This window comes from Streptomyces calvus, from assembly GCF_006782915.1.
GTDB classification, from domain to species: Bacteria; Actinomycetota; Actinomycetes; order Streptomycetales; family Streptomycetaceae; genus Streptomyces; species Streptomyces calvus.
In genome coordinates this window covers 136,477-149,311 of record NZ_VCNP01000049.1, presented here as the reverse complement: position 1 = coordinate 149,311, position 12,835 = coordinate 136,477, and the positions used below count along the sequence as shown (strand labels likewise).

Sequence of the window (12,835 nt, the reverse complement as noted above, 5' to 3'; positions counted from 1 at the left end):
CTAAACGCTCCAATTCGATGCGAACTCGTCCAGCTCGTCCTGGGAGACCAGGGGGATGTCCCACTCGCTGCCGGCCGCCTGGTCGGTCGTGCCGGTGTCGTCGGGTGCGGGCGTGGCCGCCGCGGCGATGGCCCGTACGGTGCGGTGGGCGAAGACGTCCTGCGCGGTCAGGGTCAGTCCGGCCGCCCGGGCCTTGCTGACCAGCTGGATGGAGACGATGCTGTCGCCGCCCTGGCGGAAGAAGTCGTCGTCGGCGCCGACCCGGGCGAGCCCGAGCACCTCCGCGAAGATCCGGGCGATGGTCTCCTCCTCCGGTGTGGCGGGTGCCAGGTGCGAGGCGGAGGCGGCGGCGTCCGGGGCGGGCAGCGCCTTCTGGTCGAGCTTGCCGTTCGGGGTGACGGGCAGCGCGTCGAGGACGACCAGCGCGGCGGGCACCATGTAGTCGGGCAGGCGGGCGGCGAGCGCGTCGTGCAGCTCGGCGACCAGGGCGCCGTCCTTGCGGCCGGCGAGCGGGTCGTTGGCGTACCGCTCGGGGGCCGGGCCCGGCAGGTACAGGTCCCGGTAGGCGGGCTCGGGTTCCTCGCCGGCGCCGGCCGGGACGAACACGGCGTCCAGCCGGCCGTCGGCGGCCGCGGCGGTCCAGGTGACCAGGGTGCGGTAGCCGGCGCGGGAGCCGATGTCGGTGAGCGCGCCCACGGCGATGCCGTCGGGTGCCGGTACGCCGTCGATCTCGGCGACGGCCACCAGGTCCGCGGCGAGGCGCCCGTTGGGGATGCCGGTGACGCGCAGCGGGCCGGCGGCGCTCTCGCGCAGCCTGGTCGCGAGCCCGGTGAGGCCGCCGGCGTCGTCCCAGGCCAGGACGGGCACCGAGGCGAGGGAGACGGCTTCCGCCGGGCGCTTGTGCAGCACCACGTCGTAGCGGTAGCGGCTCAGCTCGTTGTCGTAGGCGCCCTGCTTGATGCGGATGTCGACGCCGCCGAAGCCGTCCAGGGTGCCGGCGAGGGTGTCGAACAGGCCCGGGTCGACGAGCAGTTCGGTCTCCCGCTCGACGGCCCGGTCGACGGCGGCGCGCGCGGCGGCGGGGCTGTCGCCGGGGTGCGCCACGCGGTGGACGCCCGCCCGCATGCAGCGCAGCAGCCGCAGGTCGCGCAGGTCGCCGAGGAAGACCGCGCCGGTGTCGCCGAGCAGCGCGAACGCCTTGGCGATGACCTCGGTCAGGTAGTCGACGCTCGGGAAGTACTGCGCCACGGAGTTGATGACGACGGTGTCGAAGGTGCCCTCCGGCACGCCGTCCAGGCTGTGCGCCGGGGCGGCGGTGAACCGGGTGCGGTCGGCCAGCACCGGGTCGGCGGCGGTCTGCCGGCGCAGGGTCTCGATGACCGTGCCGGACAGGTCGGCGCCCCAGTACAGCTCCACGTGCGGGGCGACCGGCGCCATGATCAGGCCGGCGCCGACGCCGATCTCCAGCACCCGCTTCGGCCGCAGGTCCAGGATCCGCTCGACGGTGGCCGCGCGCCAGGCGCGCATCTCCTCCTCGGGCAGCACCGAGCCGTCGTAACTGCTGTGCCAGCCGGCGAAGTTCTCGCCGAGCGGCGGGCCGTCCGCCTCGTCGGCGGCGCCGTACACCTCGTCGTTGATGACCTGCCACTTGTCGACCTGGTCGGTCTCCAGTCCGGTGTCGCGTCCCTCGGTGGCCTGCCGGGCGGGCACGACGTAGCCGACGAGCCTGCGCTCACCGGGCCGGTCCTCGCGGATGACGACGGCCGCCGACGCGACCTGCGGCTGGTCGGTGAGGACACCGGCGATCTCGTCGGGTTCGACGCGGAAGCCGCGCAGCTTGACCTGGTCGTCGGCGCGGCCGACGAACTCCAGTTGCCCGTCGGCGCGGCGGCGCACCACGTCACCGGTGCGGTACATCCGCTCGCCCGGCTCGCCGAACGGCGCGGCGACGAACCGCTCGGCGGTCAGTCCGGGCCGGCCCAGGTAGCCGCGGGCCAGGCCGACACCGGCGACGTACAGTTCGCCGTCGACACCGGGCGGGACCGGGCTGAGCCGGGAGTCGAGCACGTACACCCGCATGTTGGTGATCGGGGTGCCGATGGGCGGGACGGCCGCTTCGGTGAGCGGCTCGCTCATGGTGGCGCAGACGGTGGTCTCGGTGGGGCCGTAGGCGTTGATCATGCGGCGGCCGTGGGACCAGATGCCGGCCAGTTCCGCCGGGCAGGCCTCGCCGGCGACGGTGAGCACCAGGTCCGCGGGCACGGCCGCCGGGTCCAGGCCGGTCAGCGCGACCGGCGGGATGGTGGCGTGGGTGACGCGGTACTCGGTGAGGAACCGGGCGAGGGCGTCGCCGAGCAGCAGCCCGGTGTCGACGGGCAGGACCAGCGCGGCGCCGCGGAGCAGGGCGATGCAGGTCTCGGACACGGCCGCGTCGAAGCTCGGCGTGGCGTACTGCACGACCCGGCTGTCGCGCCGGATCGCGAACCGCTCGATCTGCGCGGCGGCCAGGTTGCCGATGCCGCGGTGGGTGACGACGACGCCCTTGGGCCGGCCGGTCGAGCCGGAGGTGTAGATGACGTAGGCGGCGTGGTCGACCGAGGCGGGACGGACCCGTTCGGCGTCGGTGAGCCGGGTGTCGGGCCGGGCGGCGATCTCGGCGGCGGTGGCCGGGTCGTCGACCACCAGCGTCGGCGTGTCCGGGACGACCTCGGCGGCCGTCTCCGCGACGTCCGTGCGGGTCAGCATCAGCGCGGGCGCGCAGTCCTGCGCCATGAACGCCACACGGTCGCGCGGGTAGGCCGGGTCGACCGGCACGAACGCGGCGCCCGCGGTGACCACGGCGAGCTGCGCCACCACCAGGTCGACGGACTTCGGCATGACCAGCAGGACGCGGTCCTCCGCGCCGATCCCCCGCGCGACGAGCTGCCGGGCGAGCCGGTTGACCCGCACCTCCAGCTCGGCGTACGACAGCTCCTCGGCGCCGGCGACCAGCGCGAGCGCCTCGGGCGTACGGGCCACCTGGGCGGCGAACAGGGCGGGCAGGGTGTCGAAGTCGACGGCGCGCGCGGTGTCGTTCCACTCGACGAGGACGCGCCGGCGCTCGTCGTCGCGGAGCACGTCCAGCTCGCTCAGCCGGGCGGCCGGCCGGGCCGTCGCCGCGTCCAGCAGCCGCACCAGCCGCTCGACGAGCAGTTCCACGGTGGAGCGGTCGTACAGGTCGGTCGCGTACTCGACGGCGCAGACCATGTGGTCGGGGCCGTCGCCCTCGCCCTGCACCTCGCGGAAGTCGAAGAGCAGGTCCAGCTTGGCGGTGCGGGTGACGGCCGGCTCGATCCACGCGTCGAGGCCGGGCAGGTCGAGGGTCGGCGTGGCGTTGTTCTGGAAGCCGAGGCCGATCTGGATGAGCGGGTGGCGGCCGGCGGACCGCTCCGGGTTGACGGCCTCGACCAGCCGCTCGAACGGCAGGTCCTGGTTGGCGAAGGCGGCCAGGCCGTCCACCCGGGCCTTGCCGAGCAGGTCGTCGAAGCGGGGGTCGCCGCTGAGGTCGGTGCGCATCACGAGGGTGTTGACGAGGAAGCCGACCAGGTCGTCCAGCGCCTCGTCGGTGCGGCCCGCGATGGAGATGCCGAGGGGGATGTCGTCGCCGGCGCCGAGCTTGCTCAGCAGCGCCGCCAGCACGGTCTGCACCACCATGAACGGGCTGACGTCGAACTCGCGGGAGCAGCGCATCAGCTGCTGGTACTGCTCGGGGGTGAGCGCGAAGCGCAGGGTCTCGCCGCGGTAGGAGGCGACGGCCGGCCGGGGCCGGTCGGTGGGGAGGGTGACCTCCTCGGGCAGCCCGGCCAGGTACTGCTTCCAGTGCGCGAGCTGGGCGCGGATGGCGGAGTTCGGGTCGTCCTCGTCGCCGAGGATCTCGCGCTGCCACAGCGTGTAGTCCGCGTACTGCACCGGCAGCGGCTTCCAGTCGGGGACCCGGCCCTGGCTGCGGGCGGTGTAGGCGGTCTCCAGGTCGCGGGTGAGCGGCACCAGGGACCAGCCGTCGCCGGCGATGTGGTGCACCGGCATGAGCAGCGCGTGGTCGTCCTCGGCGACGCGGAAGAGGTGGGCGCGCACCGGGGCCTCGGTGGCCAGGTCGAAGCCGATGGCGGCCATGTCGGCCATGGCGTCGGCCAGTTCGTCCGCGGCGATCTCGGTCACGCCCATGACGGGGGTGGCCTCGGCGGCGGACAGGATGTGCTGGCGCGGGGTGCCGTCCCGGTCGGGGAAGACGGTGCGCAGGCTCTCGTGCCGGGCGATCACGTCGCCGATCGCGGCCTGCAGCGCCTCCTCGTCGAGCGCGCCGAGCAGCCGCACCACGAGCGGGATGTTGTACGTGCCGGCCCCGCCGTCGATCTTGTCGACGAACCACAGCCGCAGCTGCGCGAAGGACAGCGGGATCTCCTCCGGCTTGTCCATCACGGTGAGCGGGCGCCGCGCCTCGGGCAGGTTGCCGGTGCCGGCCAGCCAGCCGATCAGCGCGGCCGGGGTGGGCTGCTCGAAGACGGTGCGGATGGCCAGTTCCACGCCGAACGCGGCGCGGATGCGGCTGACCAGCCGGGTGGCGAGCAGCGAGTGGCCGCCCAGGTCGAAGAAGTTGTCGTCCAGGGAGACCGACGGCAGGCCCAGGATCTCCGCGAACAAGCCGCAGAAGATCTCCTCTTCGGGGGTGCGCGGGGCGCGGCCGGAGACGCCGGCGCCGAAGTCGGGCGCGGGCAGGGCCCGGGTGTCGAGCTTGCCGTTGGTGGTCAGCGGCAGCGCGTCCAACTGCACGAACCAGGACGGCACCATGTGGTCGGGCAGTTCGGCGGCGGCGTGCTTGCGCAGGGCCGCCGGTTCCAGCGCGGCGGCCTCGCCGCCCTGCCCGCCGACGACGTACGCCACCAGGCGCTTGTCGCCGGGGGTGTCCTCGCGCACGACGACGGCGGCCTGGCGCACGTCGGGGTGGCGCAGGACGGCGGACTCGATCTCACCGGGTTCGATGCGGAAGCCGCGGATCTTGACCTGGTGGTCGGAGCGGCCCAGGTACTCGAGGTTGGCGCTGCCGTCCTCGGCCCAGCGCACCACGTCACCGGAGCGGTACATGCGCTGCCCGGCGGGGCCGAAGGGGTCGGCGACGAAGCGGGTGGAGGTCAGGTCGGGCCGGCCCAGGTAGCCGTCGGCGACGCCGGGGCCGCTGACGTACAGCTCGCCGGGGACGCCGGGCGGGGCCGGGCGCAGCGCGCCGTCGAGGACGTACAGGCGCAGGTCGCCGATGCCGAGGCCGATCATGCTGCCGGTGCCGGCGGTGGCGTCGGCGGCGTTCAGCATCAGCTCGGTGGTGTGCACCGTGGTCTCGGTGATGCCGTACATGTTCACCAGCCGCGGCGCGTCCTCGGCGTGCCGCTCGTACCACTGGGCGAGGCGGCCGAACTCCAGGGCCTCGCCGCCGAAGATCACGAAGCGCAGGGCGAGTTCGGCGCCGGTGTCCGGTTCGTCGGCGTCGGCCTGGATCAGCTGGTAGAAGGCGGACGGCGTCTGGTTGAGCACGGTGACCCGTTCGCGGGCCAGCATGCGCAGGAACTCGTGCGGGGAGCGGGTCACGTGGTGCGGCGGGACCAGGAGTCCGGCGCCGTGCAGCAGGGCGCCCCAGATCTCCCACACGGAGAAGTCGAAGGCGTAGGAGTGGAACAGCGCCCACACGTCGTCCGGGCCGAAGCCGCTCCAGTGGCGGGTCCGGTCGAGCAGCCGGATCACGTTCTGGTGGGCGACGACGACGCCCTTGGGGCGGCCGGTGGAGCCGGACGTGTAGATGACGTAGGCGGCCTGGTGCGGCAGGAGCGGGCCGCCCCGGTCGCCGTCCTCGACGGGCGCGTCGGACAGCGCGGCCAGGGCGATGCGGATGAACGGGTCGTCCAGCACGATCGTGGGGACGTCGCCGTCGGGGCGGGCCGCCAGGGTGTCCTGGTGGGCGGTGACCATGGCGGTCGGGCGGGCGTCGCCGAGGATGTAGGCGGCCCGGTCGGCCGGGGAGTCGGGGTCGATCGGCAGGTAGGCCGCGCCGGCCTTGACCGTGGCGAGCAGCGCCACGGGCAGGTCCGCCGAGCGGGGCATGGCCAGCGCGACGAGGTCGCCGCGCCGCACACCGCGCGAGATCAGCAGGCGGGCCAGGCGGTTGGAGCGCTCGTCGAGTTCCCGGTAGGTCAGGGTGCGGCGGTCGTCGCCGTCGAAGGCGACGACGGCCGTGTGGTCGGGGTGGGCGGCGGCCGCCTCGGCGAAACGTTCGGTCAGGGTCGACAGCACCTGCTCCGGGGCGGCGGCCGTGGCGTTCACGCCGCCCCAGTCGTTCACGAGCCGGGTCCGCAGCTCGTCGTCCACCGTGTCGAACGCGCCGACCGGGCGGTGCGGGCGGGCGGCGAGTTCGCCGAGCAGCCGCATGACGAGGCGGTGGTGGCGCTCGGCGGCGCCGGAGCGGTAGACGTCCGGGTTGGCCGTCATGTCGAAGCGGAAGCCGCCGTCCGGCTCGGCCATCACGATCAGGGAGAAGTCGTCGTCCTGGCCGGCGGTGAGCGGGTGCAGGGTGGCGGGGACGCCGGCGAACTCCACGGCGGCGGAGGCCACGTGCAGGTTGAGGCGCGGGCCGAGCAGCCGGCCGTCGGAGCCGAGGAGCTTCAGGTCGCGGCGCAGGTCCTCGTAGCGGTAGCGCTTGTGCCGGGACGCCTCGCGCATCCTCAGGTGGGCGTGCCGGATGAGTTCGGCGGCCGTCATCTCCGGCCGCACGTCCAGGCGGACGCCGATGACGTTGGAGACCATGCCGGGCACGGCGCGGCCGGCGGCGGTGGTGCGGGCGGCCACGGACAGCGCGACCACCACGTCCGAACTGCCGGTGATGCGGCTGGTGTAGGCGGCCAGCGCGGCCAGTACGGCGGCCGGCCAGCCGACGCCGACGGTGCGGGCCGCGTCGCGGACCTCGGCGGCGACGGCGGCCGGGACGCGGGCGCCGCCGCGCAGCTGGTGGTGGGGCATCGCGGTGGGCCGGTCGCCGAGGCTCGGGACGGCCGGGGTGTCGGCGAACCGCGCGGTCCAGTACTCCCGGTCGGCCTCGAAGGCGGCGGACCGCCGGTAGGCGGCCTCGTCCTCGATCAGCTCGCGCAGCGGCGGGAACGCTCCGTCGGCGGTGTCCTCACCGGCGACGAGCCGGGTGTAGACGTCGGCGACGCGGGCGGCGACCAGGCTCGCGCCGGCGGCGTCCATCACCACGTGGTGGTAGCGGTAGTAGAACAGCGACCGGTCGTCGGCGACCTTCAGCAGGGCGAACCGGTACAGCGGCTCGCCGCTCATGTCGAGCGGGGTGCCGGCGTCGGCCCACATCCACGCCTCGGCGTCCTGCCACGGCGTTTCGGCCGCGGTGAAGTCCACGACCTGCACGGGCTGCTCGGCCCAGTCGCCGACGGGCTCGAGGACCTGCACCGGGCCGGTGCCGTCGTCGGTGATCCGGGCCCGCAGGGCCTCGGCCTCGGTGACGACCTGGCGCATCGCGGCGACGAACAGCCGCTCGTCCACCGCTCCTTCGATGTCCAGGTAGAGGGCCGCGTTGAAGGTGGCGTTGGGGCCGCTCAGGCTCTGTGCGTACCAGATTCCGGCCTGGCCGGCGGTCAGTGGCAGAACCGTGGCTGACGAGTCAGACATCTGTCCTCTGTTTTCTTCGGGCCGGGCCGATCCGGTGTTCGGCGGTCAAGGGGCGTGAAAGGCCGGGTAGTCGGACGTACTGAGTCAACGGATACACGACGCGGATATCGCTGTCGCGGGCCGGTGCATTTTCCGGAAACGACCATGGGCCAAGCGAAATCAGTTTCTGCTGACCGACCCTTCTGCAGCTAGCGGCAAACCGCTCCGGGAAGCCTGGGCCGCTCCTTAGGATCGGCCCGCAAGAAATGACCTCAGCTCAGATATAGGGGTAACGTCATGACCGACGCCGAGACGAAGATGGCGAAGTGCCCTGTCGCCCCGCACGGCTGGCCCAACCCGCTGCTGCCGGAGTACGACCAACTGCCGGAAGGCCGGCCGCTGACGCAGGTCACCATGCCGTCGGGCAGCAAGGCGTGGCTGGTCGCGCAGCACGACCACATCCAGCGCCTGCTGGCCGACAACCGCTTCAGCGTCGAGCCGCACCCCACCTTCCCGATCCGGTTCCCCGCGCCGCAGGAACTGCTCGACATGATCGCCCGCGACGCGAAGAACCTGCTGGTGACGATGGACCCGCCGCGCCACACCCGGGTCCGTCAGATGGCGCTGCCCGACTTCACCATCAAGGCCGCGGAGAAGCTCCGGCCGCGGATGCAGGACCTGATCGACTACTACCTGGACAAGATGGAGGCCGAGGGCGCCCCGGCCGACCTGGTCCAGGCGCTGGCCCTGCCCTTCCCCGCGCAGGTGATCTGCGAGCTGGCCGGCATCCCCGAGAACGACCGGGAGATCTTCACCCGGAACGCCGCGATCATGGTGGGCACGCGCCACTCGTACACCATGGAGCAGAAGCTCGCGGCCAACGAGGAGCTGATGAAGTACTTCGCGGCCCTCGTCACCGAGAAGCAGAGCAACCCGACCGACGACATGCTCGGCAACTTCATCGCCCGGGCCGGCAAGACCGACGAGTTCGACCACCACGGTCTGACCCTGATGACCAAGATGCTGCTGCTCGCGGGCTACGAGTTCATCGTGAACCGCATCGCGCTCGGCATCCAGGCCCTGGTCGAGAACCCCGAGCAGCTCGCCGCGCTCCGTGCCGACCTGCCGGGCCTGATGCCCAAGACCGTGGACGAGGTGCTGCGTTACTACAGCCTGGTCGACGAGATCATCGCCCGGGTCGCGCTGGAGGACGTCGAGATCGACGGCGTCACCATCAAGGCGGGCGAGGGCATCCTGGTCCTCAAGGGCCTGGGCGACCGCGACCCGTCCAAGTACCCGAACCCGGACGTCTTCGACATCCACCGCGACTCCCGCGACCACCTGGCGTTCGGCTACGGCGTCCACCAGTGCCTGGGCCAGCACGTCGCGCGCCTCATGCTGGAGATGTGCCTCACCAGCCTGGTCGAGCGCTTCCCGGGCCTGCACCTGGTGGAGGGCGACGAGCCGATCGAGCTGATCGACGGGCTGCCGCCGGTCCACAAGCTGACGATCGGCTGGTAGGCGCCATGAAGGTTCACGCCGAACGCGACCGCTGCATCGGTGCCGGGCTGTGCACGCTGCACGCCCCGTCGGTCTTCGACCAGGAGGACGACGGGATGGTGGTCGTCCTCAACGACTCGCCCACCGGCGCCGACGCCGACGACGCCCGCAAGGTCGCGGAGCACCTCTGCCCGGGCAAGGCCGTCCTGATCACCGGCGGCTGACCTCTTCCCCGTCCCCCGGGCCGCGGGTCCGGCTCCCCGTCCACAGCGACGAGGGAGCCGGACCCGCGGCCGTTTTCCCGCCTTCCCGTACTGGAGTGGACAGACCCATGACTCAGCTCAGCGGATGGAAAGTGCTCGGCCCCGGCCGGGCCGGCGGCGAGCTGGTGCTCGCCGTCGACTTCGCCACCACCGGCCGGTCCGACTCGGCCTTCACCGACCTCGCACCGCGCCTCGACCCGGAGCTCGCCGTGTGGGAGACCCGCCAGCCGGCCGGCGACGGCCTGCCGGCCGAGGACTACCTCGCGCTGTGGGACGGCGAGGCGGCGGCCGACGGCCGCAGGGTGCGGGCCGTGCTCGGCTACTGCGCCGGCAGCGTGTTCGCCGGTGAGCTGGCCGCGCGGGTCGCGGCCCGGCAGGACGAGGCCCCGCACCTGGTGCTGTTCGAGCCGGAGGTGCCCGAACCGGCGGGCCTGTACCGGGACTTCGCCGCGATGATGAACCAGTTCGCCTCGGTGCTGACCGCCGAGGAGGTGAGCGCCGCGCAGCAGGAGGCGGACGCCGCCCGCACCGGTGACGTGGACTTCGGCGCGTACGGCGACGTCCTGGTGCGGATCTTCATGGAGCGGGCCGGTGCGGCGTTCGCCCGGGAGGAGCTGGACACCGAGCTGCTGGACGAGTTCGTCGCGGTGTTCCGGTCGTACGTCTCCTACCTGGACGCCGCCCGCCGCATCGACCCGGCCGCCGCGTGGCGCACCGCGACCGCGGTCGGCTCCCGCACGCCGTCGCAGGGCGCGGCGCTGGCCGGCCGGAACGTCGGCATCGACGTCGACCACTGCGACATGCTGCGCGACAAGCGGGTGGCGGAGGCCGTCAACCGGATCCTCGGCTCCCGCGTGGCGTCCTGACGCACGGCGAACGGCCCCCGCGCCGAAGGAGCGGGGGCCGGTGGCCGGTGCGGTGGCCGGGAGGCGGCGGTCAGGAGGCGGTGGTCAGCGCGCGGTCGACGCGTTCGCGGGGCCGGCTGGAGCCGACCAGGGTGCCGACCGTCATCACGCACCGGTCGCCGTCCCAGGTCTGCCCGGAGACGAACACGTTGTTCGCCATCAGCCGGTCGATCCGCGACACGTGCCGCAGTACGGCGCCGGGCCGCACCTCGCCGAAGAAGCGGCAGTCGCGGAAGGCGGCGGCCACGGGCACACCCTCGGCGGTGCCGGTGGCCAGCCACAGCAGCACCGAGGCCTGCCCGAACGACTCCAGCATCAGGGACCGCGGGTACATGTACCGCGACAGGGGCAGTCCGTCGGCCAGGTCCTGGTAGCAGGGCTCGGATCCGGAGACCGCCTTGGCGACGGTGATCTGCCGTCCCGGGTCGAGGGATTCGACCCGGTCCACCATCAGCATCGGGTGCCGTACCGGCAGCAGGCCGAGGATGCCGGTGTAGTCGGGTCCGGGCGGGCCGTCGGCCGGGGCGGGCGGCGGGTCCTCGGGGGGCCGCGCGGCGAGGACGGCCGCGCGGTCGCCGAGCGTCGCCTTCACCGCCGCGACGGGCGTGCCGTCCTGCCGTACGCCGTCGGCGGTCACCGTCAGGCGTCCGGGCCCGTCGGGCGTCACCGTGACGTCCAGGCGGATCTCGTCACCGCCCTGCATCGGCGCCAGCCAGCGCCCCGACCTCACCTCCAGCAGGTTCAGCGGCTCGTCCGCGCCGGTCAGGTCGGTCACCGCCTGGCGCAGCGCCTCCAGGACGAACACGGCCGGCAGCAGCGTCAGCCCCGGGAAGTGACCGGCCATGTAGGGGTCTTCGGGGTCGACGGTCTTGTACAGCACGAGCCGCGTCACGGGCCCGTCGGAGACGGTCTCCGTCCGGTCCACCGCGCGCAGCGGTGCCGCGTAGGCGCGGGGCACGGCGGCGGGCCCGGTCATACGAACCACACCTGGTCGTACTCGGGCCAGCGCAGCGCGAGTTCGGCCGGGTCGAGCAGGACGGTCCCGGCGACGAGCCGCTGCGGGTCGAAGCCCAGCGCCGTCACGGCGTCCCGGTCCACGAAGACGGTGAAGTCCTCGGCGACCAGGTCGCGCACGGAGCCGCGGTAGTCGGGCAGGGTGTCCAGGGTCATCGTGCCGAGCCGGACCGAGGGCCGGTAGACGTCCTCCTCGACGGCGAGGGTCACCGCGGCGCCGCGCAGCGCCACGTCCACCCGCTGGAACTGGCCGTGCAGGTCGAGCAGTCCGTACAGGGCGTGGAAGAACTGCGCCTCGACCGCGCCCCGGTAGGCGCGGTCCAGGACGCACAGCACGGGCGGTCCGGAGCCTCGGCCGGCGGCGGTGGTGGTGCTGCTCATCAGGCCCCTCCGAGGTAGAGCGTCTGCCGGGCACCGGCGATGGTCGTCGCCAGCCGCAGCGGGGAGCGGTGCCGTACCTGCGGCACGTGGTGCACGGCGCCGCGCTCCTCGGAGCAGGCGGTGCACGCGATCCACCCGAAGCGGCCGTCGCCGTCGGCGATCATCCGCTGCACGACGGCCGACGGGGACGGGTAGTGGCCCTCGGGGTCACGGGTGTTGGGCAGCTTGGTGTCGCCGAAGGTGTCCTGGGTCATCATGTTGGCGTAGCCGCACGCCCAGACCCGTACCGAGCCGCCCCGGTCGAGCACCGCCTGGGACAGGCGCAGCGCCGAGGTCACCACGTCCCCGGAGTGCGGGGCCGCGGTGAGGATCAGCAGCAGGTCCCACACGCGGCGTTCCATGCGGGCCATCAGTGCCACACTCCCCGGCAGCCGTCCTCGGTGAGCGCGGCGGCGGCGAGGTCCATGCCGGCGATCCTGACGTGCGGCGACAGGGTGGTGGCGGACAGCGCGCGCTGCGCCGCCGAGAAGTCGTCCACGAGGATCTCGGCGCCGGCCTCGGCCAGCCGCCGGATCTCGGGGACGTCGGTGCCGACGGCGCTCAGTACGCCGTCCTCGACGAGGAACACCCGTACCCGGTGGCCGGCCTCGGCGAGCGCCGCGGCGTCCGCGAGGAACGCGGCCGCGTTGGGGCCCGCCCAGTTGCCCTTGCTCTCGACCAGGAAGTACGACGCGGCGCCGGCACCGGCGGTGGTGCCGGTGGCCGCCGTCTGCGCCTCCATCAGCCGCCCAGCTTCCCGTTCAGCAGGACGTGGATGTCGGGGAACGTGCGGACCGTGCCGAGTTCCTCCTCGGGGATCCTGATCCCGTAGCGCTGTTCGAGCGTGACCATGAGTTCCAGGGCCACGACGGAGTCGACGCCCAGTTCCTCGATGAGGAGCACGTCGTCGGTCAGCGCCGACAGTTCGACATCCAGGGTGTCCGCCACCAGCTCGCGAAGTTCCGACACGTCCAGCGTGGTTTCGGCACTCACCGGAATTCCCTTCCTCGGGCCATTCGCATTTTTTTGACGAAATTGCGTTTCGCGGAG

Annotated in this window: 9 protein-coding genes; 3 read left to right on the top strand and 6 right to left on the bottom strand. The window is 73.1% G+C overall.

All coding sequences use genetic code 11. The features are described from left to right. On the bottom strand, window positions 1-7,704 hold the full coding sequence (locus tag FGW31_RS24600; RefSeq protein ID WP_142195672.1) for a non-ribosomal peptide synthetase: 7,704 nt from the start codon (window positions 7,702-7,704) through the stop codon (window positions 1-3). 276 nt (window positions 7,705-7,980) lie between these two features. On the opposite strand from FGW31_RS24600, the gene FGW31_RS24595 reads away from it, so the two are divergent. The 3 genes from FGW31_RS24595 (at window position 7,981) to FGW31_RS24585 (ending at window position 10,312) form a co-directional block, all read left to right on the top strand. After that, window positions 7,981-9,204: a cytochrome P450 gene (locus tag FGW31_RS24595; protein WP_142195671.1), complete on the top strand. Its 1,224-nt coding sequence runs from the start codon at window positions 7,981-7,983 to the stop codon at window positions 9,202-9,204. A 5-nt stretch (window positions 9,205-9,209) separates the two neighbouring features. After that, window positions 9,210-9,407 (top strand): ferredoxin, encoded by a 198-nt coding sequence (locus FGW31_RS24590; RefSeq protein ID WP_142195670.1) that lies wholly within the window; start codon window positions 9,210-9,212, stop codon window positions 9,405-9,407. A 107-nt stretch (window positions 9,408-9,514) separates the two neighbouring features. Beyond that, a complete protein-coding gene (locus tag FGW31_RS24585) occupies window positions 9,515-10,312 on the top strand; it encodes a hypothetical protein (protein WP_142195669.1) in 798 nt (265 codons plus the stop codon). 70 nt (window positions 10,313-10,382) lie between these two features. Here FGW31_RS24585 and FGW31_RS24580 read toward each other — a convergent pair whose 3' ends face one another. Genes FGW31_RS24580 through FGW31_RS35750 form a run of 5 tightly spaced genes read right to left on the bottom strand, consistent with a single transcriptional unit; the run spans window position 10,383 to window position 12,778 of the window. Then, window positions 10,383-11,327 carry a hypothetical protein gene (locus tag FGW31_RS24580; RefSeq protein WP_142195668.1) on the bottom strand — a complete coding sequence of 315 codons (945 nt, stop codon included), beginning with the start codon at window positions 11,325-11,327 and terminating at the stop codon, window positions 10,383-10,385. After that, window positions 11,324-11,746 carry a hypothetical protein gene (locus tag FGW31_RS24575; protein WP_142195667.1) on the bottom strand — a complete coding sequence of 141 codons (423 nt, stop codon included), beginning with the start codon at window positions 11,744-11,746 and terminating at the stop codon, window positions 11,324-11,326. The genes FGW31_RS24580 and FGW31_RS24575 overlap by 4 nt, the downstream gene beginning before the upstream one ends. Next, the gene (locus tag FGW31_RS24570) at window positions 11,746-12,156 is read right to left on the bottom strand and encodes a hypothetical protein (RefSeq protein WP_142195666.1); all 411 of its coding nucleotides are present in this window, start codon (window positions 12,154-12,156) and stop codon (window positions 11,746-11,748) included. Before FGW31_RS24570 ends, FGW31_RS24575 begins: the two co-directional genes overlap by 1 nt. Next, window positions 12,156-12,527 carry a DsrE family protein gene (locus tag FGW31_RS24565; protein WP_142195665.1) on the bottom strand — a complete coding sequence of 124 codons (372 nt, stop codon included), beginning with the start codon at window positions 12,525-12,527 and terminating at the stop codon, window positions 12,156-12,158. Before FGW31_RS24565 ends, FGW31_RS24570 begins: the two co-directional genes overlap by 1 nt. After that, complete coding sequence (locus FGW31_RS35750) at window positions 12,527-12,778, bottom strand: acyl carrier protein (RefSeq protein WP_233288695.1); 252 nt, start codon at window positions 12,776-12,778, stop codon at window positions 12,527-12,529. The genes FGW31_RS24565 and FGW31_RS35750 overlap by 1 nt, the downstream gene beginning before the upstream one ends. Between the last annotated feature and the right edge of the window lie 57 nt (window positions 12,779-12,835).